The 25619-nt window shown below is 58.4% G+C and carries 20 protein-coding genes and 2 tRNA genes; 6 read left to right on the forward strand and 16 right to left on the reverse strand.

The genetic code is table 11. From position 1 onward, the window contains the following. Window positions 1-140 precede the first annotated feature (140 nt). From pgi to PSH66_RS24995, 5 genes are all read left to right on the forward strand, one after another. Window positions 141-1805: a glucose-6-phosphate isomerase gene (gene pgi, locus PSH66_RS24975; RefSeq protein WP_003176125.1), complete on the forward strand. Its 1665-nt coding sequence runs from the start codon at window positions 141-143 to the stop codon at window positions 1803-1805. Window positions 1806-1910: 105 nt separating this feature from the next. After that, window positions 1911-3848 (forward strand): acetate--CoA ligase, encoded by a 1938-nt coding sequence (gene acs / locus PSH66_RS24980; protein WP_305427807.1) that lies wholly within the window; start codon window positions 1911-1913, stop codon window positions 3846-3848. A 16-nt stretch (window positions 3849-3864) separates the two neighbouring features. Then, window positions 3865-4734: an oxygenase MpaB family protein gene (locus PSH66_RS24985; RefSeq protein WP_305427808.1), complete on the forward strand. Its 870-nt coding sequence runs from the start codon at window positions 3865-3867 to the stop codon at window positions 4732-4734. 67 nt (window positions 4735-4801) lie between these two features. Beyond that, window positions 4802-5818: a class I SAM-dependent rRNA methyltransferase gene (locus tag PSH66_RS24990; RefSeq protein WP_003176129.1), complete on the forward strand. Its 1017-nt coding sequence runs from the start codon at window positions 4802-4804 to the stop codon at window positions 5816-5818. A gap of 87 nt (window positions 5819-5905) precedes the next feature. Next, window positions 5906-8833 carry a DUF748 domain-containing protein gene (locus PSH66_RS24995; RefSeq protein WP_305427809.1) on the forward strand — a complete coding sequence of 976 codons (2928 nt, stop codon included), beginning with the start codon at window positions 5906-5908 and terminating at the stop codon, window positions 8831-8833. A gap of 150 nt (window positions 8834-8983) precedes the next feature. Here the strand turns inward: PSH66_RS24995 and PSH66_RS25000 are convergent, their stop codons facing one another. From PSH66_RS25000 to rlmE, 16 genes are all read right to left on the reverse strand, one after another. Then, window positions 8984-9607 (reverse strand): BON domain-containing protein, encoded by a 624-nt coding sequence (locus PSH66_RS25000; protein ID WP_003176132.1) that lies wholly within the window; start codon window positions 9605-9607, stop codon window positions 8984-8986. A 295-nt stretch (window positions 9608-9902) separates the two neighbouring features. Then, window positions 9903-12008, reverse strand: a complete 2106-nt coding sequence (gene pnp, locus PSH66_RS25005; RefSeq protein WP_003176133.1) for a polyribonucleotide nucleotidyltransferase — start codon at window positions 12006-12008, stop codon at window positions 9903-9905. Window positions 12009-12202: 194 nt separating this feature from the next. Continuing rightward, complete coding sequence (gene rpsO / locus PSH66_RS25010; protein ID WP_003176135.1) at window positions 12203-12472, reverse strand: 30S ribosomal protein S15; 270 nt, start codon at window positions 12470-12472, stop codon at window positions 12203-12205. A 115-nt stretch (window positions 12473-12587) separates the two neighbouring features. After that, complete coding sequence (gene truB, locus PSH66_RS25015; RefSeq protein WP_003176136.1) at window positions 12588-13505, reverse strand: tRNA pseudouridine(55) synthase TruB; 918 nt, start codon at window positions 13503-13505, stop codon at window positions 12588-12590. Between the two features lie 3 nt (window positions 13506-13508). Then, window positions 13509-13904, reverse strand: a complete 396-nt coding sequence (rbfA, locus tag PSH66_RS25020; protein WP_003176137.1) for a 30S ribosome-binding factor RbfA — start codon at window positions 13902-13904, stop codon at window positions 13509-13511. Between the two features lie 159 nt (window positions 13905-14063). After that, window positions 14064-16580 carry a translation initiation factor IF-2 gene (gene infB / locus PSH66_RS25025; RefSeq protein ID WP_003176138.1) on the reverse strand — a complete coding sequence of 839 codons (2517 nt, stop codon included), beginning with the start codon at window positions 16578-16580 and terminating at the stop codon, window positions 14064-14066. A gap of 27 nt (window positions 16581-16607) precedes the next feature. Further along, window positions 16608-18089: a transcription termination factor NusA gene (gene nusA, locus PSH66_RS25030; RefSeq protein ID WP_003176139.1), complete on the reverse strand. Its 1482-nt coding sequence runs from the start codon at window positions 18087-18089 to the stop codon at window positions 16608-16610. Between the two features lie 47 nt (window positions 18090-18136). After that, complete coding sequence (gene rimP / locus PSH66_RS25035) at window positions 18137-18595, reverse strand: ribosome maturation factor RimP (protein ID WP_038843818.1); 459 nt, start codon at window positions 18593-18595, stop codon at window positions 18137-18139. 140 nt (window positions 18596-18735) lie between these two features. Next, window positions 18736-18812 (reverse strand) — tRNA-Met (locus PSH66_RS25040). A gap of 96 nt (window positions 18813-18908) precedes the next feature. Next, window positions 18909-18994: transfer RNA gene (locus PSH66_RS25045), tRNA-Leu, on the reverse strand. A 22-nt stretch (window positions 18995-19016) separates the two neighbouring features. Further along, complete coding sequence (gene secG / locus PSH66_RS25050) at window positions 19017-19400, reverse strand: preprotein translocase subunit SecG (protein ID WP_010206600.1); 384 nt, start codon at window positions 19398-19400, stop codon at window positions 19017-19019. Window positions 19401-19404: 4 nt separating this feature from the next. Further along, window positions 19405-20160: a triose-phosphate isomerase gene (gene tpiA / locus PSH66_RS25055; protein ID WP_305427812.1), complete on the reverse strand. Its 756-nt coding sequence runs from the start codon at window positions 20158-20160 to the stop codon at window positions 19405-19407. Between the two features lie 66 nt (window positions 20161-20226). Continuing rightward, on the reverse strand, window positions 20227-21564 hold the full coding sequence (glmM, locus tag PSH66_RS25060) for a phosphoglucosamine mutase (protein WP_003176142.1): 1338 nt from the start codon (window positions 21562-21564) through the stop codon (window positions 20227-20229). Between the two features lie 16 nt (window positions 21565-21580). Then, entirely contained in the window at window positions 21581-22432 is an 852-nt protein-coding gene (folP, locus tag PSH66_RS25065) for a dihydropteroate synthase (RefSeq protein ID WP_305427813.1), read from the reverse strand. Window positions 22433-22440: 8 nt separating this feature from the next. Continuing rightward, complete coding sequence (gene ftsH, locus PSH66_RS25070; protein WP_078734690.1) at window positions 22441-24351, reverse strand: ATP-dependent zinc metalloprotease FtsH; 1911 nt, start codon at window positions 24349-24351, stop codon at window positions 22441-22443. 200 nt (window positions 24352-24551) lie between these two features. Beyond that, entirely contained in the window at window positions 24552-25202 is a 651-nt protein-coding gene (gene rlmE / locus PSH66_RS25075) for a 23S rRNA (uridine(2552)-2'-O)-methyltransferase RlmE (RefSeq protein WP_003176145.1), read from the reverse strand. Window positions 25203-25307: 105 nt separating this feature from the next. Between rlmE and PSH66_RS25080 the strand changes: the two genes are divergently transcribed. Next, window positions 25308-25616 (forward strand): YhbY family RNA-binding protein, encoded by a 309-nt coding sequence (locus PSH66_RS25080; protein ID WP_003176146.1) that lies wholly within the window; start codon window positions 25308-25310, stop codon window positions 25614-25616. Window positions 25617-25619: the final 3 nt, after the last annotated feature.

Here is a 25619-nt window from a genome sequence, read left to right on the forward strand (position 1 = left end):
TATCGACACGCTAGGTTTAATGTAATCGCCCGGCGCTAAGGTTAGCGCTGTCTGGAACCCAATCCTTGATATAAGACTGGATGTTCCGGGATTTGAAGTGTCCTAAAGGCAGTCCCCGTAATAAAAGGAAACCCGCAGCGATGGCGTACTACCGCACCCCTCATGACGTTACCGCTCTGCCTGCCTGGCAAGCGCTTAACCAACACCGCCAAGCCATGCAGGATTTCAGCATGCGCGACGCGTTCAATGCCGATCCCCAGCGCTTTTCCCAGTTCACCTTGAGCAGCTGCGGACTTTTCCTCGATTACTCGAAAAACCTCATCACCGGCGAAACCCGCGACCTGCTGGTGGGCTTGGCCAAGGAAGTGGGTCTCAAAGACGCGATCGACTCGCTGTACGCCGGCGAGCCGGTCAACTCGTCCGAAGGCCGCCCTGCCCTGCACACCGCCTTGCGCCGCCCGGTGGGCGACAAGCTGTCGGTGAACGGCGTGAACATCATGCCGGACGTTCACAAGGTGCTGAACCAGATCACTGACCTGGTCGGCCGCATCCACGACGGCCTGTGGCGTGGTTACACCGAGAAGCCAATCACCGACGTGGTGAACATCGGCATCGGTGGCTCGTTCCTCGGCCCGGAGCTGGTCTCCGAAGCGCTGTTGTCCTACGCCCATAAAGGCGTGCGCTGCCACTACCTGGCGAATATCGATGGCAGCGAGTTCCACGAGCTGACCATGAAGCTGCGCGCCGAGACCACGCTGTTTATCGTCTCGTCGAAATCCTTCAACACCCTGGAAACCCTGAAGAACGCCCAGGCCGCACGCGCCTGGTACCTGGCCCAGGGTGGCTCGGAAGCCGAGCTGTACCGCCACTTCATCGCCGTATCGAGCAACAATGCGGCGGCCGTGGCGTTCGGTATCCGCGAAGAAAACATCTTCCCGATGTGGGACTGGGTCGGCGGCCGTTACTCGCTGTGGTCTGCCATCGGCTTACCTATCGCGCTGGCTATCGGCATGTCCAACTTCAAGGAACTGCTGTCCGGTGCCTATACCATGGACCAGCATTTCCAGAACGCGCCGTTCGAGCAGAACATGCCGGTGCTGCTGGGCCTGCTGGGCGTGTGGTACGGCAACTTCTGGGGTGCGCAGAGCCACGCGATCCTGCCGTACGACCACTACCTGCGTAACATCACCAAGCACTTGCAACAGTTGGATATGGAATCCAACGGCAAGAGCGTGCGCCAGGACGGCAAGCCCGTATCCACCGACACCGGCCCGGTGATCTGGGGGGGCGTGGGCTGCAACGGTCAGCACGCCTACCACCAGTTGCTGCACCAGGGCACCCAGCTGATCCCGGCTGACTTCATCGTGCCGATCGTCAGCTTCAACCCCGTGTCCGACCACCATCAGTGGCTGTACGCCAACTGCCTGTCCCAGAGCCAGGCGCTGATGCTCGGCAAGACCCGCAGCGAAGCCGAAGCCGAACTGCGCGACAAGGGCATCGCTGAAGAAGACGTGCAGAAGCTGGCCCCGCACAAAGTGATCCCGGGCAACCGTCCAAGCAATACTCTGGTAGTGGAGCGCATCAGCCCGCGTCGCCTGGGCGCGCTGGTGGCGATGTATGAGCACAAAGTGTTCGTGCAGAGCGTGATCTGGGGCATCAACGCTTTCGACCAATGGGGCGTGGAGCTGGGCAAGGAGCTGGGCAAGGGCGTGTACAACCGTCTGACCGGCGCTGAAGAAACCCTGGCCGAAGACGCTTCGACCCAGGGCCTGATCAACTACTTCCGCGGTCGTCACCGCGGCTGATACCGGTAACGCAAGGCCAACGTCCGTTTGGACGTTGGTCTTGAACCCTCCTTCCACAGGGTGCATCTTTATCACTTGTCGCAAAAACAAGAATAAGGAACGCTCATGTTCGATATCAGCACGTTTCCTACCGCCGATGCCGTCCGCAGGGCTGCGCAACTCAGTCAAGAGGACTACCAGCGCCTCTATCGTCAATCCATTGAGCAACCCGATACGTTCTGGGCCGAACAGGCCAAGGGCTTTCTCGACTGGATCACACCCTGGCATACCGTGCATCGCTCGGATATCAACACCGGCGCCGCCCAATGGTTTGCCGGCGGCCAACTGAACGTCAGCTATAACTGCATCGACCGTCACCTGGCGCAACGCGCCGATCAGCCGGCCTTCATCTGGGAGGGCGATGATCCGACAAAATCCTCCACCATCACCTACCGCCAACTGCACCAGAACGTCTGTCGTCTGGCCAATGTGCTGAAAAGCCGTGGCGTGAAGAAGGGCGACCGCGTCTGCATCTACATGCCGATGATCCCGGAAGCGGCCTACGCCATGCTAGCCTGCACGCGAATTGGCGCGGTGCATTCGGTGGTGTTCGGGGGCTTTTCGCCGGATGCCCTGCGCGACCGCATACTGGATGCCGATTGCCGCACCGTGATTACCGCCGATGAAGGCGTACGTGGTGGCAAGCCAGTGGCCTTGAAAAAGAACGTCGACAAGGCCTTGGCCAGTTGTCCGAGTGTCAGCACCGTGCTGGTCGTGGAGCGTACCGGTGCGGCCGTGGACTGGAGCGAAGGTCGCGACCTCCACTACCAGCAAGCCCTGAACGCCGCCAGCGACGACTGCCCGCCCGAGCCGATGGACGCCGAAGACCCGCTGTTCATTCTGTACACCTCGGGCAGCACCGGTAAACCCAAGGGCGTGCTGCACACCACCGGCGGCTATCTGCTGCAGGCGGCGATGACCTTCAAGTACGTGCTCGATTACCGTGATGGCGAAGTGTTCTGGTGCACCGCCGATGTGGGCTGGGTCACCGGCCACAGCTATATCGTCTACGGCCCGCTGGCCAATGGCGCGACGTCGTTGATGTTCGAAGGTGTGCCGAGCTACCCCGACAGCTCACGTTTCTGGCAGGTGATCGACAAGCATCAGGTGAATATCTTCTACACCGCGCCAACCGCCTTGCGCGCCTTGATGCGCGAGGGCCATGGCCCGTTGCAGAACACCTCCCGCGCGAGCCTGAGGCTCTTAGGCAGTGTGGGCGAACCGATCAACCCGGAAGCCTGGGACTGGTATTTCAACGCCGTAGGCGAGCAGCGCTGTCCGATTGTGGATACCTGGTGGCAGACCGAAACCGGCGGTATCATGCTCAGCCCCCTGGTCAGCGCCCAGCGGATAAAACCGGGTTGCGCCACCCAACCGATGTTTGGCGTGCAGCCGGTGCTGCTCGACGAGCAAGGCAAAGTCATCACTGGCGCCGGCAGCGGCGTACTCGCCATTAAATCAAGCTGGCCGGGGCAGATCCGCAGTGTCTACGGTGATCCGCAGCGCATGATCGACACCTATTTCAAACCCTACCCTGGCTACTACTTCACCGGTGACGGCGCCCGCCGCGACGAGGACGGCGACTACTGGATCACCGGGCGCATCGATGATGTGATCAACGTGTCCGGCCACCGCATCGGCACCGCCGAGGTGGAAAGCGCATTGGTCCTGCATGATCTGGTCGCCGAGGCCGCAGTGGTGGGCTACCCGCACGATGTCAAAGGCCAGGGCATCTACGCCTTTGTCACGCCGATGAACGGCGTGGAGCCCAGCGATGAACTGAAAAAACACCTGTTGGAGTTGGTCAGCAAGGAAATTGGCAGCTTTGCCAAGCCGGAACTGATCCAATGGGCACCGGCCCTGCCGAAAACCCGCTCCGGCAAAATCATGCGCAGGATTTTGCGCAAGATCGCCTGCAACGAACTGGACAGCCTCGGCGACACCTCGACCCTGGCCGACCCCAGCGTGGTGGACGGCCTGATCGAAAAACGCCTGAACCGCTAGGAACCCCCGAGTCGCCATGGAATTTATCCGCAGCCGTATCGAAACCCAGTTGATGAGCCTTACCGGTTTGTCGCTGGGCCAGCTGGACCTGGAAAACCCCAAGGGCGACCCAGGCCTGTTCGGACCGGATTCGGTCAGTTGGCAGGTCCATGGCGACTTCAGCAGCATGCTCATCGGCGGTATCAGCGCCTTGATGCTGCAAGCCTTGCACCCACTGGCCCTGGCAGGCGTGTGGGACCACTCGAATTTTCGCCAGGACATGCTCGGGCGCCTGCGCCGCACCTCGCAATTCATTTCCGGCACCACCTTCGGCTCGCGCAAAGATGCCGACTGGCTGATCGAAAAAGTGCGCACCATTCACCTGCAGGTGGTCGGCCACGCGCCTGACGGACGGCCGTATGCGGCCAGCGATCCCGAGCTGTTGACCTGGGTGCATGTGGCGGAGGTGAGCAACTTTCTCGCCGCTCACCTGCGCTATCGCAACCCGCGCCTCTCTAGTCACGACCAGGACCGTTACTACAGCGAAATCGCCGTGGTGGCAGAACGCTTGGGCGCGCGGCATGTGCCACGTTCACGGCAGGAAATTTCTGATTACCTGGCGCGCATCCGCCCGCAATTGCTGTGCGACGAGCGCAGCCGCGAAGTACTTCGGCTGCTGCTCAATGCGCCCTCCCCCAGCACCTTGGCCAAGCCCTTTGGCGCGCTGATGATGCAAGCCGGGATCGACCTGCTGCCGGACTGGGCCAGCGCGATGCTTGAGCAACACCAAAGCCCGCTGCAACGCCAAGTGATCCGCGCCGGGGTCAGGCGCAGTGCGCCGCTCCTGCGCTGGGCGATGCGCAACGGCTCGGTACAACGCGCGCACCGGCGGATGGGGTTGATATAGGCAGCGCCCCCATAGCTGTTAAACTCCGCGGCCTTATTGCTCTCACTTACCCAGCAAGGCGCGCTCCATGTCTTCCCTGAATCAGGCGCTGCGCGCCGCCCTCGATCAACGCCAAGACCTGATCAACGAACTGCACGCCCAAGGCACCGACTGCTACCGGTTGTTCCACGGCAGCCAGGAAGGCGCCGGCGGCCTGACCATCGACCGTTACGGCCCGCAGTTGTTGGTGCAAAGCTTCCACCAGTCGCTGGAAACCGCCGATCTGCTGGACCTGCATCAACTGATCAATCAGTACATGGGCCTGGAGCTGCTGCTGGTGTACAACGACCGCTCCCGCGGCAACTCGCGCATCGACCGCGAAGATTCGATATACCGCGCCGAACCGGCTGCGCTGGAAGATCTGATCGGTCACGAATGGGGTCTGAACTACCGTGTGCGCGGGCGGCATGCCGGGCAAGACCCGCTGCTGTTTCTGGACCTGCGCAATACCCGCGGCTGGGTCAAGGATCACAGCGCCGGCAAAAGCGTGCTGAACCTGTTTGCCTATACCTGTGGCGTGGGCCTGAGCGCCGCCGCCGGTGGCGCACGTGAGGTGTGTAACCTGGATTTTGCCGAGGGCAACCTGGCGGTCGGTCGCGAGAACGGCCTGCTCAATCCATCGTTTCCCACCATGCAGTTCGTTCAGTCCGACTATTTTCCGGCCATTCGCCAATTGGCCGGCCTGCCGATCACCCAGCGCCGCGGGCAAAAATTGCCGAGCTATCCACGCCTGGAGCAGCGTCAATACGACCTGGTATTGCTCGACCCACCGGCGTGGGCCAAGAGCGCATTCGGCACCGTCGACTTGCTGCGCGACTACCAGAGCCTGCTCAAGCCCGCGCTCCTCGCCACGGCCGACAATGGCGTGCTGATCTGCTGTAACAACCTGGCAAAGGTCAGCATGGAAGATTGGCGCGAACAGGTGCTGCGCTGTGCGGAAAAAGCCGGACGCCCGGTACGCGACTGGAAAATCATGACACCCGGCGCGGATTTCCCGTCCCAGGATCAACAGCCGCCGTTGAAGACGTTGATACTCCAACTGTAAGTAACTTCCGAAAGCCCCTGCTCTTCGGAACCGAAAACCCGTGCCATACTCCAAGGCACTCCTGTTCGACATAGATGGCGCCGCCCCATGCCCAAAGGATTGATCCGCGCCGTTGGCGCCCTGTTGACCGCCCTTGCCCTGTACAGCTTGCTGGGCTTCTTGATTCTGCCGGGCATTGCCCTTCGTATCGCCAACCAACAGTTGGCCCATTACGCCACGGTGCCGGCACGGATCGAGCGCATCGAACTCAACCCGTTCAGCCTGGAAGTGACAGCATGGGGCTTGAAGATCGGCGACCCTGGCAAGGAACAGGTGGGTTTCGAGCGCCTCTACGCCAACCTGCAGATCGACAGCCTGTGGACCCGCGCATTGCACCTGGCCGATGTACAACTGGACCAGCCCAAGACCGAACTGCTGTTCGACAAATCAGGCCAACTGAACCTTGCGCAGTTGTTCAAACTGCCGCCGAGTGAACCCACTCCGACAGACCCGGAGGCCAAACCGTTCCCGTTGCGCATCGACAACATCAAGCTGGCGGGCGGCTACGTCCACTTTCAAGATTTGCGTCCCAGCGAGCCCATCGAGTTTCTCTACGACACTCTCGACTTTGAACTGAAAAACCTCAGCACCCTGCCTGAGGACAATGCCGACATGACCCTGGTCGCAGCCGGCCCCGAAGGTGGGCAGATTGACTGGAAAGGCAATTTCAGCCTGATACCCATCACCTCAAAAGGCACCCTGAAAGTCACCGACGGCAAGATGAAAGCCTGGTGGCCCTATGTGCGTGACGCACTGCCCTTGGTGCTCGAAGACGGCGTGCTCAATTTCAGCACCGATTACACCTTCAGCCTGGCCAAGGAAACCGAACTGAACCTGACCAACACCGCCGCCAGCATCGCGCCATTTGCCATCAAGGCGCCGGACGGACGTCCGTTGGTGCGCCTGGAGCGTCTGGATGTCAGCGAGACCACGGTAGACCTGGCCAAGCAGCACGTGGTGGTCGGCAAAATCCGCAGCAACAAGCTGGAAACCTGGGCCGCCCGTGAAGCCGATGGGCAATTGGACTGGCAGAAACTGTTCGCCGGCCAACCGAGCAAACCGAGCAAGGCGCCGGCGACCGCACCGGCAACCGCCGACTCCCCCAAGCCTGCACCCGCAGCGCCCAGCAAACCCTGGCAGGTACTGCTCAAGGATGTGCAACTGCGCAACTATCAGGTTCACCTGGCTGACCGTCAGGCCAAACCGGCCGTCGCGCTGGAACTGGGCCCGCTGAACGTCGATGTGCAGAACTTCGACAGCCTCAACGCAAGCCCCTTTACACTCAAGGTCGACAGCGGCCTGGGCAAGCAGGGCAAGATCCAGGCTGCTGGCGAGGTCAACCTCAACCCCGTCAGCGCCAGGCTGAAAGTGAACACCAAGGACATCGACCTGCGGGTCGCCCAGTCCTACATCAGCCCGTTTATCCGCCTGGAACTGCGCAGCGGCATGCTCGGCAGCGACCTCGATGTGAACCTCAAAAGTACCGAGCCGTTGGCATTGCAGATCACCGGCCGCGCACAAGTCGACCAACTGCATACTCTCGACACCCTCAAGACCCGCGACTTCGTCAAATGGCAGCGCCTGATGATAGAAGGGCTGAACTACCAGCACGGCGACAGCCTGTCGATCGCCAAAGTCAGCCTGCTGCAGCCTTATGCGCGTTTCATGATCAACGATGACCGCACCACCAACGTCGACGATTTGCTGATACCGCAGCCGGCCGACAGTGGCGCCAAGTCACCGGCGCAAAAGACCGCAAGCAAAGAAAAACCGCTGGGCATTCTTATCGGGCAGATCGCAATCAATGACGGCTCGGCCAACTTCGCCGACTTCAGCCTTACCCCCAACTTCGCCACCGCGATTCAGCAGCTCAACGGGCAGATCGGCACGATTGACAGCCGCCAGGCCAAACCTGCAAGCGTGGATATCAAAGGCAAGGTGGACCGCTACGCGCCAGTCACTATCAAGGGCAGCGTAAACCCATTCGATCCGATGGCAGCCCTGGACATCGCAACCAGCTTCAAACGGGTCGAACTGACCACCCTGACCCCTTACTCGGGTAAGTTCGCCGGGTTCCGTATCCGCAAGGGCCGGCTCAACCTGGACTTGCACTACGTGATCACCAAGGGGCAGTTGAAGGCCGAAAACAAAGTGGTGGTCGAGCAACTGCAACTGGGTGAGAAAGTCGACAGCGCCGATGCCGTGGATTTGCCGATTCGTCTGGCCGTTGCCCTGCTCAAAGACAGCGACGGCAAGATTTCCATCGAACTGCCGGTCACCGGCGACCTGAACAACCCGCAATTCAGCGTGATGCCGATTGTATGGCAGACCCTGCGTAACCTGGTGGTCCGCGCGGCCACCGCACCGTTCAAGTTCATTGGCGGGCTGGTCACCGGAGGCGGCGCGCAAGACCTGGGCAATGTGTCGTTTGCCGCAGGTTCCAGTGAACTGGATAAAGACGCCGAGGGCGCACTGAACACCCTGGCCAAGGCGCTGAAAGAACGCCCTGCCCTGCGCCTGGAAATTGAAGGGACGGCGGCCGCCAGCAGCGACGGCCCATTCCTGGCCGCCCAACGCCTGGAACGGGAATACCAGTACAACTATTACAAAATCCTGCAGCGCCGTGGCGATAAGGTGCCTGCCCAAGCCTCCTTGCTGGAGGTTCCGGAGCGCGAAAAAGCACCATTGCTCGAGGGCATCTACCGTACCCGCGTGAAACAACAGCCACCGGCAGAATGGAAAGACCTGAGCAGCGATGAACGCAGCGCCAAGTTGCGTAACGGCGTGATCGCGTTCTGGAGCAACAGCGACGTGCTGCTGCGCAAACTCGGCCAGGACCGTGCCAGCACGATCAAGGATTACCTGGTAGACAAGGGGCAGCTGGAAGATGACAGGGTGTACTTCATCGATGCCAACCTGGGCCAGGCTGAGAAAGATGGCCGGGTGGTGACGCCGATGCATCTGGATGCCGAATAACCGCCCACAATAGAACAGGCCCCGGCACAAGTGCCGGGGCCTGTAATGACCACATCCGTGTGGTCGGTCGCATGAACCTCAGAGGTGCATTGAGTGGATATCTGACTCACGCGCCGCCGCCGCTAAGTTGTTCAAACGAACTGTCCAGCGTTACTCGGCTTTCAGGCCATCAGCCGATACAGCCTTAACGCCTTTGATTTTCTTGGTGATCGCAACAGCAGTGGCTTTCTGCGATTCAGTCACAGCAGTAGCGGACGAAAGGGACACCACACCTTTGTTGGTTTCGACCTTGATGTCAGTACCAGGAATGCCCTTCTCGGTCACCAGGTCAGCTTTCACTTTGGTAGTGATCCAAGTGTCGCTGGTGGTTTCTTTAGCGTCATGAGCTGCACTTTTGGTTTTGTCGATACCGTCAGCTTTAGTAGCGCCGCCAGCCAGCAGGCCATCAGCGGATACCGCGGTCACACCTTTGATTTTCTTGGTGATGGCTACAGCAGTCGCTTTCTGCGAGTCCGAGATAGCTACGTCCGAAGACAGGGAAACCACACCTTTGTTGGTCTCAACCTTGATGTCCGAACCAGGGATGCCTTTTTCAGTCAGCAGGTCAGCTTTGACTTTGGTGGTGATCCAGGTATCGGAAGTGGACTCTTTGGCCTTGGTCATTTCACCAGCAGCCAGGGTCATTGGCGCTTGGGTAGGCTGGGCAAAGGCAGCGTTAGCCATGGCCAGGGTCAGGGCAGTAGCAGTGGCGGTAGCGAGAGCGAACTTCTTCATACGAGTAACTCCTGTTTTATTAAAAGTCTGCGGCGTGTGAACCTTGATGCTGCAGCGTTAACAGGGTTATTGCAGGCGGTGTGCCAACTCTCGAATACAAACAAAACCTATAAAAAACAACAAGTTATAAATTAGGCAGTTTTTTGGAATCGTGCAACTTGCATGAAGCCGGTCGTGCCTGCATGCAAGTTGCGGTTTTTCGCGTCTATTTAAGCGACTGATTTTTAGGGACTTTCCCGCGCCCATAAAAAAAGGACTCCGAAGAGTCCTCTTTTTCAGCGTAAGGCCGGGGTGATTAAACGCCCGAAGCCTTGGCTGCTGCTACGTCCTTGATGGACAGCTTGATACGGCCGCGGTTATCCACGTCCAGTACCAGCACTTCCACTTCCTGACCTTCTTTCAGAATGTCGGTCACTTTCTCAACACGAGCGTCGCTCAGCATCGAGATGTGCACCAGACCGTCCTTGCCTGGCAGGATGTTGACGAATGCGCCGAAGTCGACGATGCGCTCAACCTTACCGACGTAGATCTTGCCGATCTCGGCTTCAGCGGTAATACCCAGAACGCGCTGACGTGCTGCTTCAGCTGCTTCCTTGGTTTCGCCGAAGATCTTGATCGAGCCGTCGTCTTCGATGTCGATCGAAGCCTTGGTCTCTTCACAGATCGCACGAATGGTTGCGCCGCCTTTACCGATGACATCACGGATTTTGTCGGTGTCGATTTTCATCGCGATCATGGTCGGAGCATTTTCCGACAGCTCGGTACGCGACTGACCAATGATCTGGTTCATCTGGCCGAGGATGTTCAGGCGCGCTTCCAGGGCTTGGCCCAGGGCGATCTCCATGATTTCTTCGGTGATGCCTTTGATCTTGATGTCCATCTGCAGCGCGGTAACACCTTTAGCGGTACCGGCTACTTTGAAGTCCATGTCGCCCAGGTGGTCTTCGTCACCCAGGATGTCGGTCAGGATGGCGAACTTCTCGCCTTCTTTAACCAGACCCATGGCGATACCGGCAACCGGTGCCTTCATCGGCACACCGGCGTCCATCAGGGCCAGGGAAGCACCGCAAACGGAAGCCATGGAGCTGGAGCCGTTGGACTCGGTGATTTCCGACACAACACGGATGGTGTACGGGAACACGTCAGCAGCAGGCAGCATGGCCTGAACCGAACGGCGGGCCAGACGGCCGTGACCGATTTCGCGGCGACCGGCACCGCCCATGCGACCACACTCGCCCACCGAGAACGGAGGGAAGTTGTAGTGCAGCATGAAGGGGTCTTTTTTCTCGCCTTCCAGGGTGTCCAGCAGCTGTGCGTCGCGAGCAGTACCCAGCGTCGCAACGACCAGCGCCTGGGTTTCACCGCGGGTGAACAGGGCCGAACCGTGAGTCTTGGGCAGAACACCGACTTCGATGTTCAGCGGACGCACGGTGCGGGTGTCGCGACCATCGATACGTGGCTTGCCGTTAACGATGTTTTCGCGAACGGTGCGGTATTCGATTTCACCGAATGCAGCTTTGACGTCGCTGGCGGAAGGCTGGCCTTCTTCACCGGACAGCTTGGCTACAACCTGCTCTTTCAACTCGCCCAGGCGAGCGTAGCGGTCGGCCTTGACGGTGATGGTGTAGGCATCGGAGATAGCAGCGCCGAACTCGGAGCGGATAGCACCCAGCAGTTCAGTCGCTTCGGCTTGTGGAGCCCAGGCCCAGGTCGGCTTGGCAGCTTCGGCAGCCAGTTCTTTAACCGCGTTGATCACGGACTGGAACTCGTCGTGAGCAAACAGTACCGCGCCCAGCATCTGGTCTTCGGTCAGCTCTTTGGCTTCCGATTCAACCATCAGTACGGCTTCCGAGGTACCGGCAACGACCATGTCCAGGCTCGACGCTTTCAGTTGCTCGTAAGTCGGGTTCAGCAGGTAGCCGGTGCTTTCGTGGAAAGCTACGCGGGCGGCGCCGATCGGGCCATCGAAAGGAATGCCGGAGATGGCCAGGGCCGCCGACGTACCGATCATCGCAGCGATGTCCGGATCGGTCTTCTTGCTGGTGGAAACGACGGTGCAGACGACCTGCACTTCGTTCATGAAGCCTTCTGGGAACAGCGGACGGATCGGACGGTCGATCAGTCGGGAAGTCAGGGTTTCTTTCTCGGAAGGACGGCCTTCACGCTTGAAGAAACCGCCAGGGATCTTACCGGCAGCGTAAGTCTTTTCCTGGTAGTGAACGGACAGAGGGAAGAAGCCCTTGCTCGGATCAGCGGTCTTGGCGCCAACAACGGTCACCAATACGGTCACGTCGTCGTCAACGGTAACCAGCACTGCGCCGGAGGCTTGACGGGCAATACGGCCTGTCTCGAGGGTAACGGTCGACTGACCGAACTGGAATTTTTTGATAACCGGGTTCACGGTGTCCTACCTTCTTTGTGGCTCTTGGGGAACTTGTCTTCTTGCGAAATTCTTGGGCAATGTCGGGAATCGGCCCAACCCTTGTCCAGGGTAAAACGTGTATCCAGATAAAACTTGAGGCTGGGAGCCTGCCATGGGCCAACGGGAATCCCGATGACACACGGCAGACAACCAACCTCTAGCGCAATCGCTGATTAGCGACGCAGACCCAGGCGACCGATCAGAGCCTGATAACGACCCAGATCCTTGCCTTTCAGGTAGTCCAGCAGCTTACGGCGCTGGTTTACCATGCGGATCAGACCACGACGGGAGTGGTGGTCTTTACCGTTGGCCTTGAAGTGACCTTGCAGCTTGTTGATGTTGTGGGTCAGCAGTGCAACTTGCACTTCTGGCGAACCAGTGTCACCAACAGCTTGCTGATAGTCAGCTACGATTTGTGCTTTTTCTTGAACGTCGAGAGCCATGAGGCAATCCTTTTTTCAGGAAACCACCCAAAGGACAGTTTCAACAGGCCAGGGACAAATCCCTGTATCTAAAAATGAGTGTTGACCATGCCTGTTAACAGCCACACTCGTTCGGTCATTCTGACCGAATCAGTCGACGCGGCGCGATGCGCCCGTCTTCGCTCACTTCACCGATACCGATAAAGCGACCGTTATGATCCTGTACTCGCACCATGCCGAACTTCGGGGCATCCGGGGCGCGTACCGGCTGGCCGTTGAGCCAGTAGAACGCGCTGTGCTCCGAGAAGTGCAGCAATGGCCAATCAAGCAAACCGCTATCCGAAGGCATCAGGAAGCGATCAACCGCTTCGTTGCCGCCTTCGGCGTGTACCGCTTCCAACTCTTCCAGCGTGACCGTCTGGGCCAGGGTGAAAGGGCCCGCTTGTGTACGTCGCAGTTCGGCAACGTATGCGCCGCAGCCCAGTTGCTCACCAATATCCTCCACCAGGGTACGGATATAAGTGCCTTTGCTGCAGTCCACCGCCAATCGGGCAGTGTCACCCTCACAGGCGAGCAATTCCAGCCGGGCAATAGTAACAGAACGCGGTTCACGCTCCACCACTTCGCCTGCACGTGCCAGCTTGTAAAGAGGCTGTCCATCACGCTTGAGCGCCGAGTACATCGGCGGTATCTGACTGATTTGCCCACGAAAAGCGGGTAAAGCCGCCTCGATATCAGCACGACCAACGGTCACGTCGCGAACCTGCAAAACATCACCTTCGGCGTCTGCCGTGGTGGTGGTCTTGCCCAGTTGCATCAGCGTTTCGTAACCCTTGTCGGAATCGAGCAGGTATTGCGAGAACTTGGTGGCCTCGCCGAAACACAGCGGCAACACGCCGGTGGCCAGGGGGTCGAGGCTGCCGGTGTGCCCGGCCTTCTCGGCATTGAGCAGCCAGCGGACCTTCTGCAAGGCGGCATTGGAGGTAAAACCAATGGGTTTGTCGAGCAGAATGATGCCGCTGACGTTGCGACGGATACGTTTGACCTGAGCCACCGCTTACTCCTTGGCGTCTTCAGGTGTGGACGGGTGCTGACTGTCTTCAGCCACCGCGCGCTCGATCAGCGCTGACAGATGCGCGCCACGCACGACGCTTTCGTCGTAGTGGAAATGCAACTGAGGCACGCTGCGCAGCTTCATTTCACGGGCCAACTGCATGCGCAGGAAGCCTGCGGCCGAGTTGAGCACCTTGATGCTCTGCGCGATTTCTTCGCTGTTGTCCTGGCCCATCACGGTGATGAAGATCTTGGCGTGACCTACGTCACGGCTCACTTCAACAGCGGTGATGGTAACCAGGCCGACGCGCGGATCTTTGACTTCGCGACGGATCAGTTGGGCCAGCTCGCGCTGCATCTGATCGCCGATACGCTGGGTACGGCTGTATTCTTTTGCCATGTCTTGTTACCTGTTACTGCCACACGGTGAAACCCGTGGGGTCTGAAAGCGGCAAACGCCCGGCCTGACAAAAGCCAGACCGGGCGTTGCGTTTAGAGTCCTTACGCGGCGCGGGGCATGTGCATGCCCACACACTGCGTGGCTCCTGAAGTGCGCGAGTCAGAGGCTGCGAGCAACCTGAACCTTCTCGTAGACTTCGATCTTGTCGCCAGCTTTGACGTCGTTGTAGCTCTTGACGCCGATACCGCATTCCATGCCGGCACGCACTTCGGAAGCGTCATCCTTGAAGCGGCGCAGGGATTCCAGCTCGCCTTCAAAGATAACGATGTCTTCACGCAGTACACGGATTGGACGGTTACGGTGCACAACACCTTCGATAACCATGCAACCGGCGATCGCGCCGAATTTCGGCGAACGGAACACGTCACGTACCTCGGCAACACCCAGGATATTTTCCCGAACGTCGCTGCCAAGCATGCCGGTGAGGGCTTTCTTGACGTCTTCGATGATGTCGTAGATGACGTTGTAGTAACGCATGTCCAGGCCTTCCTGCTCGACGATCTTGCGAGCGCCAGCATCGGCACGCACGTTGAAGCCGAACAGTACAGCGTTGGAAGCCAGCGCCAGGTTGGCATCGGATTCGGTGATACCACCGACACCGCCACCCACGACTCGCACTTGCACTTCGTCGTTACCCAGGCCGTTCAAGGCGCCGTTCAACGCTTCGAGAGAACCACGGACGTCAGATTTGAGGACGATGTTGAGCGTCTTCTTCTCTGCCTGGCCCATGTTTTCGAAGATGTTTTCCAGCTTACCGGCGTGGGCACGAGCCAGTTTGACTTCGCGGAACTTGCCTTGACGGAACAGAGCCACTTCACGGGCTTTCTTCTCGTCCGCAACCACGCTCATCTCGTCGCCAGCGTCCGGGGTACCGTCCAGGCCGAGGATCTCGACAGGGATGGAAGGACCGGCTTCCTTGATTGGCTTGCCGTTCTCATCGAGCATGGCACGTACACGGCCATAGTTCGAACCGACCAGCACCATGTCGCCTTGGCGCAGGGTACCGTCTTGAACCAGTACGGTTGCAACCGGGCCACGGCCTTTGTCGAGACGCGATTCAACCACAACACCGCGACCTGGCGCCGATGGGGTTGCTTTGAGCTCAAGGACTTCAGCTTGCAGCAGGACCGCTTCGAGCAGTTCGTCTACGCCAGTACCGACTTTCGCCGAAACCGAAACGAACGGCGTATCACCGCCCCACTCTTCGGAAGTCACGCCGTGAACCGACAGTTCGCTACGAATGCGATCCAGGTCCGCGCCCGGCTTGTCGATCTTGTTCACTGCAACAACCAGTGGAACGCCGGCAGCCTTGGCGTGCTGGACAGCTTCAATGGTCTGCGGCATCACGCCGTCGTCCGCTGCAACGACCAGGATCACGATATCAGTCGCCTTGGCACCACGGGCACGCATCGCGGTAAACGCGGCGTGACCCGGGGTGTCGAGGAAGGTGACCATGCCGCGCTCGGTTTCAACGTGGTAAGCACCGATGTGCTGGGTGATGCCGCCGGCTTCGCCTGCAGCTACCTTGGCACGACGGATGTAGTCGAGCAGCGATGTCTTACCATGGTCAACGTGACCCATTACAGTCACAACTGGCGCACGGGAGAACGTCTCACCTTCAAACTTCAGGGACTCGGCCAGGGAGTCTTCCAGGGCCGTGTCGCTGACCAGGGTCACTTTGTGGCCCAATTCTTCAGCCACGAGCTGAGCAGTTTCCTGATCAAGCACTTGGTTGATGGTCGCTGGAGTACCCAGTTTGAACATGAACTTGATGATTTCAGCAGCCTTGACCGACATCTGATTGGCGAGGTCGCCAACGGTGATGGTCTCGCCGATCTGGACATCACGCACGACAGGGCCGGTTGGGCTCTGGAAACCGTGGGCGTTGCGCTTTTTCAGCTTGGCCTTGCCGCGACCACCACGACGGAAGCCATCGCTTTCTTCGTCGGTAGTACGTGGGGCAACGCGTGGCGCAGGCGCCTTCTCTTTGACCGAAGCACGATGCGGAGCGTTTTTGCGCTCGCCATCGCCACCACCGCCACGACGATTGTTATCGTCGGCACGTGGTTTGTCCGGACGACGAGGCTCTTCGCGTTTGCGCGCATCAGCGGCGGGCGCTGGTGCGGCGGCAACCGGAGCGGTCTCGCGCACTGCTTCTACAGGAGCGGCGACCGCTTCAGTGGCAGCAGGTTGCGCAGCAGCAGGCTGGCGACGCGCTTCTTCTTCGGCGCGACGCTTGGCTTCTTCTTCAGCCTTCTGACGAGCAGCATTTTCTACTGCGCGACGCTCTTCCAGTTCGCGTTTGCGCTCGGCTTCGATTTCTTCCGGGCTGCGCTGTACGAAGACTTTCTTCTTGCGTACTTCAACGCTGATGCTCTTGCTACCAGCAACACGCAGGGTGCTGGTGGTTTTGCGCTGCAATGTAATCTTGCGCGGTTCTTCCACTTTCGCCTTGTGGCTGCTCTTCAAGTGAGTCAGTAAAGACTGTTTCTCACTATCGCTCACACCTTCATCGGCGGCGGTGTGCGGCAGACCTGCCTCACGCATCTGCTGCAACAGGCGCTCTACCGGTGTTTTGACCTCATCGGCCAGTTGTTTCACCGTGACTTGCGTCATGCACTTCTCTCCTCAGGCCGCGCCTAATTACTCGAACCAATGGGCTCGGGCGGCCATGATCAACTTGCCGGCACGATCATCGTCAATGCCGTCGATGTCGAGCAGATCGTCAATAGACTGCTCGGCCAGGTCTTCGCGGGTAATTACGCCGCGCACCGCCAGTTCCATCGCCAAATCCTTGTCCATACCCTCAAGCGAGAGCAGGTCTTCGGCCGGATGGGCGTCTGCCAGCTTTTCCTCAGTAGCGATGGCTTTGGTCAACAAACGATCCTTGGCCCGAGCGCGAAGCTCGTTGACGATATCCTCGTCAAAGCCGTCGATGTTGAGCATCTCCTCCACCGGTACGTAGGCAATCTCTTCCAGGCTGGTGAAGCCTTCGTCCACCAGCACCTGCGCCAGTTCTTCATCGACTTCAAGCTCTTCGATAAAGTTGCGCAGAATGTCACCGGTTTCAGCTTGCTGCTTAGCCTGGATGTCCGATTCGGTCATCACGTTCAGGGTCCAACCGGTCAACTGGCTGGCCAGACGCACGTTCTGACCACCACGACCGATGGCCTGAGCCAGATTGTCTGCGCCAACGGCGATGTCCATTGCATGGGCATCTTCGTCAACGATAATTGCCGCCACTTCAGCTGGCGACATGGCGTTGATCACGAACTGCGCCGGGTTATCGTCCCACAGGACGATGTCCACACGCTCACCGCCCAATTCGCCCGACACTGCCTGGACGCGCGAACCGCGCATACCAATGCAAGCGCCCTGCGGGTCGATGCGTTTGTCCTTGGAACGGACCGCGATCTTGGCGCGCGAACCCGGGTCGCGGGACGCAGCCATCACTTCGATCAGGCCTTCGGCGATTTCCGGCACTTCGATACGGAACAGCTCGATCAGCATTTCCGGCGCGGTACGCGACAGAATCAACTGAGGGCCGCGGTTCTCGGTGCGGATTTCCTTGAGCAGCGCACGCAGACGCACGCCGACACGGAAGGTTTCGCGAGAGATGATGTCTTCGCGGGCCAGCAACGCTTCAGCGTTGTTGCCCAGGTCGACGATCACATTGTCGCGGGTCACTTTTTTCACGGTGCCGGAGATGATTTCGCCCAGGCGCTCACGATAAGCGTCAACAACTTGAGCGCGCTCGGCTTCGCGAACCTTCTGCACGATGACCTGCTTGGCGGTCTGTGCAGCAATACGGCCGAACTCGATCGACTCGATCTTTTCTTCGACGACATCACCTACCTGGGCGCCAGGATGCGTTTGTGCAACCTTGCTTGGCCAGGTTTCGATAGCCGGATCATCAAGATCGTCCTCTTCGACCACCGTCCAGCGACGGAAAGTCTCGTAGGCACCGGTGTGGCGATTGATTTCCACACGCAGATCTACTTCGTCTTCAAAACGTTTCTTGGTGGCAGTGGCCAGGGCCAGCTCCAACGCTTCAAAAATCACGCTTGCCGGTACACCCTTTTCATTGGATACCGACTCAACAACCAGCAGTACTTCTTTGCTCATCGTACGCCTCGCCTTTCGCAAGCCATTGGATCCGCGGGATCCGCGTCTCAGTCAAAACTGGGAATAATGTTGGCCTTGTCGATCATATCGATCGGCAACAGGAACTCATGGTCTTCTACCTGCACCACGACGTCCTGCTCTTCTACACCGCGCAGAAGGCCCTGAAAGTTGCGTCGCCCTTCGAACGGGGAGCGCAGCTTGATCTTCACTTGTTCACCGGCAAATTTTGCAAACTGCTCAATAGTGAACAGTGGGCGTTCCATGCCTGGCGAGGAAACTTCGAGGGTGTATTCAACGGAGATTGGATCTTCAACATCCAGCACACCGCTGATTTGACGGCTGACAATGGCACAATCGTCCACCAGCACACCGCCCTCTTTATCGATATAAACGCGCAACATTGAGTGGCGACCTTGAGCCGAAAACTCAATACCCCAGCATTCATAGCCTAGGGCCACGACCACCGGGGCCAGCAAGGCCTGCAACTCTTCTAGCTTGCTCGACACCTGAACCCCCTCGTGCATGTATGTGCATGCTGTGCAAAATAAAAAAATGGGCGAAACGCCCATCCTTGAAACGCCGTCGAACAGCGGCGTTGAAAGTGTCCAGCTAACAAAAAGCCCCTTAAAAGGGGCTCCGCTAAAACTGGTTGCGGGGGCCGGATTTGAACCGACGACCTTCGGGTTATGAGCCCGACGAGCTACCAGACTGCTCCACCCCGCGACAAAGCTGGGGCGGAAGTATACGACCGATCCCTTGCAGGGTCAATGTAACCTTCCACCTACAAGAAAGCCCGCAACAGCGGGCTCTCCTGATAATTGGTACCGAGAAGGGGACTCGAACCCCTACACCCTATGGGCACAACCACCTCAAGGTTGCGTGTCTACCAATTCCACCACCTCGGCAATACAGCGCTTACAACCCTTCTTACTTCTGCTCTTGAGCTGGAGGTACGTCAGTCGCTGGAGTAGCCGACTTTTGCTCTTGAAGCACCGGGACATCATCAGAAGCCGGCTTTGCTTTTGGTACTTCCAACACTGCTGGGTTTGGCAAACCTACTTGAGTCAGCACATGAGCTTTCTCTTTAGCAAAGTAACCTAACCCCAAGCTGGTTATGAAGAAACCGGCGGCAAGTATAGCAGTAAACTTACTAAGAAAGGTAGAGGAACCTTGGCTTCCGAACACAGTATTTGAAGCACCTGCACCGAAAGACGCACCAGCATCCGCACCTTTGCCCTGTTGCAACAAAACCAGGGCAACTACGCCCAGGGCAGCCAACAGATGAAAAACGACTACGACTGTTTCCAGCATTTTTTCAGTTTCCCGCGGCGCGACAGATCGCACCGAACTCATCTGCATTCAGGGAAGCTCCACCAATGAGCCCCCCATCGATATCCGGCATGCCGAACAGTTCGACCGCATTGGCCGCCTTCACGCTGCCGCCGTATAGAAGACGCACACCTTGTGCGACTTCAGAATTCTCTGCCGCCAACTGGGCACGGATGGCTGCATGCACATCCTGCGCCTGTTGCGGTGTAGCAGTCAGCCCGGTACCAATGGCCCAGACCGGCTCGTAAGCAATCACTGCCTTTGCAAACGCACCAACACCCAGCTCTTCAATGATGCTGCCCAGCTGACGCGAGACAACTTCAATAGTCTTGCCCGACTCGCGCTGCTCCAGGGTTTCCCCTATGCACAACACGGGAATCAAGCCACTGGCCTGTGCGGCTGCGAACTTGCGATTGAGCGTCCCATCCCGCTCACCCATCATCTGACGGCGCTCGGAGTGCCCGACAAGCACATAGGAACAACCCGCATCAACCAACTGACTCGGCGAAATCTCACCGGTCAAAGCACCTTGCATGGCTTCCACTGCGGAATTCTGCGCGCCGACCTGAATCGACTTGCCTTTCAAGCCATCAACCACTTGGGTGATATGCAAGCAAGGCGGGAAAACCGCAACATCAAGACCGCTAGGCAAGGCCAAGTGACGAAGGCCATTGATCAGCTCAGCGACACTGGCGCGGGTACCGTGCATCTTCCAGTTACCAGCTACCATAGTGCGACGCATGCTGTACCCCGTCGGTCAAAGTGGGCGCAGATGTTACCCAACCACATCATTACTGGCAAGCCGAATTCAGGCGCAAACTTCAGTTACTAGTTTTGCCAGGTCTTCGGCATGGCCGCGAACCTGCATTTCGTCGTCACCTTCGACCATGACACGCACCAAAGGCTCTGTACCGGACTTGCGCAGCAATACCCGACCACGCCCCGCCATTGCCAGGGTCACACGCTCGCACGCCTCTTTGACAGCCGGATGATCGATCGGGTTTTCGCCGCCACCAAAACGCACGTTCAGCAGCACCTGTGGGCACTTGCGCAACGCCTGACGCGCCTGGGCAAGGCTTTCATTGCGGCGACGCAGGGCCATGAGCACCTGCAGCGCGGCAATGATCGCATCACCTGTCGTGGTGTGCTGGAAGCAGACCACATGGCCGGAGTTCTCGCCGCCCACCAGCCAGTTGCGCTCAAGCAACTCAGTGATGACATAGCGATCACCGACATTGGCACGCACGAAGGGAATCCCCAGGTCCGCCAAGGCCAGTTCCAGACCCAAATTGCTCATCAGGGTGCCGACAACGCCGCCCTGCAGCTTATTACGCTCATGCATGTCGCGCGCGATGATGAAAAGCAGATCGTCGCCATCCACAATCGCACCCGTGTGATCCACCATCAGGACCCGATCACCGTCGCCGTCGAATGCAATCCCCAGATCCGCATGCTCAGCCAGAACAGCGGCCTGCAATTGTTCCATATGGGTGGAGCCGCAGTTTTCGTTGATGTTCAACCCATTAGGTTGAGCCGACAGCACCGTGACTTGAGCGCCCAACTCCTTGAATACGCTCGGCGCGACTTTGTAGGTCGCGCCATGCGCACAGTCGACCACCAACTTGAGCCCGGCAAAGCTGGTGCTGCTCGGCACACTGCTCTTGCAGAACTCGATGTAGCGACCCGACGCATCATTGATACGCGATACCTTGCCCAGCTTGCTGGACTCAACCACCGTCATCGGCGCATCCAGCAGTTCTTCGATCATCAGCTCGATCTCATCGGGCAGCTTGGTACCCTGACCCGAGAAGAACTTGATGCCGTTGTCATCATGAGGATTGTGCGAGGCACTGATCACGATACCGGCTTCAGCGTGAAAGGTACGCGTCAGGTAAGCGATTGCGGGCGTCGGCATCGGCCCCAGCAGCATGACGTCAGCACCGGCGGCAGACAAACCCGCCTCAAGCGCAGATTCAAACATATAACCCGAAATTCGCGTGTCCTTACCCACCAGGATGCGGCAGGCGCCCATGCTGCGGAACGCCATACCTGCCGCCCAACCCAGCTTGAGCATGAAATCAGGAGTAATGGGATATTCGCCGACCCGACCACGAATGCCGTCGGTACCAAAATACTTTTTAGTCATAGGTGCTCCATCATTCTTATTCGGCTGATTCTACTGCGGCAATCATGCGTACTACATCCACCGTCTCGGCTACATCATGCACCCGCAGAATACGCGCGCCCTTGGTCACCGCAAGAGCGGCGAGTGCGAGCCCGCCATACAGCCGCTCACCCACCGGGCGATTCAAGGCCAGCCCTATCATGCTCTTGCGCGAAACACCGACCAACAAGGGCCGACCAAGGGTATGCAAGGATTCCATGTGCTTGAACAGGCTTAAATTGTGCTGCAGGGTCTTGGCGAAACCAAACCCCGGATCAAGGATGATTTTTTCCGGCGCAATACCCACCGCTGCACATGCAGCAATGCGACCAGAGAGAAAATCACTCACCTCGCCGACCAAGTCATCATAGTGGGGGCTGTCTTGCATGTTGCCGGGCTCACCCAGCATATGCATGAGGCACACCGGCAGCCCAGTGGCCCCCGCCGCATCCAGGGCTCCCTCTCGTCGAAGGGAGCGCACATCGTTGATCAGCCCAGCTCCCAGGCGCGCAGCTTCGCGCATCACGGCAGGTGTCGAGGTATCAACCGATATGATCACATCCAGCTCTCGAGCAATACGCTCAACGACCGGTGCCACCCGCTCCAATTCCTCAAGCGGAGACACAACACGAGCACCCGGCCGAGTCGACTCGCCCCCGATATCAATCAAGGTCGCGCCGGCCATAACCATGGCCTCGGCATGACGCAGCGCGGCATCCCGCTGACTGAAGCGGCCACCGTCGGAAAAGGAGTCGGGGGTTACGTTAAGAATGCCCATGACATGCGTATGGGCCAAATCAAGAACCCGGTTGCCGCAAGGCAACCGGGTGGAGGTCAACACTGAAGTCATTTCAAACCTTAGTGGTCAGCTGCAGGGCCGCCGATCGGGGTTTCAGGGCGTTCGCTCTGAATGACTGGCGGGGTGCCAGAGGTGCCCGAACCGCCTTCCCAATCGCGAGGCTCACGCGGCTCGCGCCCTGCCATGATGTCGTCAATCTGGTCGGCATCAATGGTTTCGTATTTCATCAGCGCGTCAGCCATTGCATCCAGCTTGTCGCGGTTATCGGTCAGGATCTGTTTGGCCGTGCCATAGCACTGATCAATGATACTGCGCACTTCGGAGTCGATCAGCTTGGCTGTCTCACCGGAGAAACTCGCATTTTGACCGCCACCGCCACGCCCCAGGAATACTTCACCCTCTTCTTCGGCATACATCAACGGACCGAGTTTTTCCGAGAGTCCCCACTTGGTCACCATATTTCGTGCGATCTGGCTGGCACGCATGATGTCGTTGGAAGCGCCCGTGGTGACACCGTCGAAGCCCAGGGTCATTTCTTCTGCAATTCGACCACCGTACAGCGAGCAGATCTGGCTGATCAATGCGCGCTTGGAGAGGCTGTAACGGTCCTCTTCAGGCAGGAACATGGTCACACCCAGGGCCCGACCACGCGGAATGATCGACACCTTGTAGACCGGATCGTGCTCAGGCACAACGCGACCGACAATGGCGTGGCCGGCTTCGTGATAAGCGGTGTTCTGCTTCTCTTTCTCGGACATGACCATGGATTTGCGCTCAGCGCCCATCATGATCTTGTCCTTGGCCAGCTCGAATTCTTTCATTTCAACAATGCGCTTGCCGGTACGGGCTGCAAACAACGAAGCCTCGTTCACCAGGTTGGCCAGGTCGGCACCGGAGAAACCCGGGGTACCACGAGCAATCACAGCCGGAGCCACGTCGTCGCCCATTGGTACTTTGCGCATGTGTACCTTGAGGATCTGTTCGCGACCGCGTATGTCCGGCAGGCCCACTACCACCTGGCGGTCGAAGCGACCTGGACGCAGCAGCGCAGGGTCCAATACATCCGGACGGTTGGTTGCGGCGATGACGATGATGCCGTCATTCATCTCGAAACCATCCATTTCCACCAGCAATTGGTTGAGGGTCTGCTCACGCTCATCGTGACCGCCACCCATACCGGCGCCACGATGGCGACCGACGGCGTCGATTTCGTCGATGAAGATGATGCACGGCGCGTGCTTCTTGGCTTGCTCGAACATATCGCGAACACGGCTGGCACCGACGCCGACGAACATCTCGACGAAGTCAGAACCGGAAATGGTGAAGAACGGCACCTTGGCCTCACCAGCGATCGCCTTGGCCAGCAAGGTTTTACCGGTACCCGGCGGGCCGACCATCAGTACGCCGCGAGGAATGCGACCGCCCAGGCGCTGGAACTTGCCCGGATCGCGCAGAAACTCGACCAGTTCACCCACTTCTTCCTTGGCTTCGTCGCAACCGGCGACATCCGCCAGGGTCGTCTTCACCTGATCTTCGGAGAGCAGGCGAGCCTTGCTCTTGCCGAAGCTCATCGGCCCGCCCTTGCCTCCCGCACCGCCCTGCATCTGGCGCATGAAGAACATGAACACGGCAATGATCACCAGGATCGGGAAGCTGGCCACCAGAAGCTGGGTCCAGATACTTTGCTGCTCAGGCTGCTTGCCTTCCACAACGACCTTGTTATCCACCAGGTCGCCGATCAGGCCATTGTCCTGAATAGCCGGACGAATGGTCTTGAAGCTATCGCCGTCAACGCGCTTGCCGGTAATCACATAGCCATCAACCGCTACGCGCTCGACCTTGCCATCCTTAACTTGCTGGATGAAGTCGGAATAGTTGAGGGTCTGCGGCTCGTTAGGGCTGGAGAAGTTGTTCATCACCGTCACCAGGACTGCCGCGATGATCAACCACAGGATCAGATTCTTTGCCATATCGTTCAATTAACTACCCTCTGAAGCAAGCTCCGCTAGTGGCGCGCGCTTCGCATGATATTCACCGGCCTAACTTACTACATTACCTACAACACTGGCAGGCGCCGTCTGTAACCCTTTGTGAAACTTTGACTACACAATATTCGTAAAGCTTCGTGACGAAAGCGATATAAAAAAACCTATCGACTCACCTCAAACCTTCAAAGACGCTCATCACTGGCGGCGCCTTCGATGCCACGGAACCCCCGAGCCAACAGATACTGCTCACGCGACCGGTCCCGCGAAGAGTCAGGTTTACGCATCTGCACCTTGTCGAACAGCTTGCGGATGTTCTTGTGATACTCGTCAAAGCCTTCACCCTGGAAGACCTTGACCAGGAAATCACCACCCGGACGCAATACCCGACCCGCCAGATCCAACGCCAACTCGCAGAGGAACATCGCGCGCGGCATATCAACAGCCGGTAATCCACTCATATTGGGGGCCATGTCGGAAATCACAAGGTCTACCTGTGAATTTCCGACGGCTTCCAGGATCTGCGCCAGTACCGCGTCCTGGGTAAAGTCGCCGTGCACAAAGGTCACATCCGGGATGCTGTCCATCTCAAGGATGTCCGAAGCAATCAACCGGCCTTGCCCGCCAATCAGACGACTGGCCACCTGGGACCAGCCACCCGGGGCGGCGCCCAGGTCGATCACGCTCATACCGGGGCGAAACAATTTGTCCTTGTCCTGGAGCTCCAGCAGCTTGTAACTGGCCCGGGAACGGTAACCGTCCTTCTGCGCCTTTTTGACGTAAGGATCGTTGAAATGCTCTTGTAGCCACTTAAGGCTGGTTTTGGAACGGGCCACGGGCCACCTCGAAAATAAAACGGGTCGTGATTAACTGGGCGGTCCCGGACTCGCTCGGGTAAACTGGCCGCCGCTTTTTACAAGATCAGACGCAGGGGTCAGATTATGCCGCTCACTCAAGAGCAGAAGAAACAGTACAAATCCATTGGCCACCATCTGAAACCAGTTCTGATTGTGGCAGACAACGGTTTGACTGAAGGTGTGTTAGCCGAATTTGAACGCGCACTCAATGATCATGAACTGATCAAGATCAAGGTCAATATCCTTGATCGCGAAGCACGCCTGGCTGCCGTTGCAGAACTGTGCAAGGTGGGCAAGGCGGACCTGGTTCAGGTCATCGGCAAGATGGCGCTGCTGTATCGCAAGAACTTCAGCGTCAACAAGCAATTGTCGAACGTTCATCGCTTCAAATGATGA

It is taken from the genome of Pseudomonas sp. FP597 (assembly GCF_030687435.1).
GTDB lineage: Bacteria > Pseudomonadota > Gammaproteobacteria > Pseudomonadales > Pseudomonadaceae > Aquipseudomonas > Aquipseudomonas lactucae.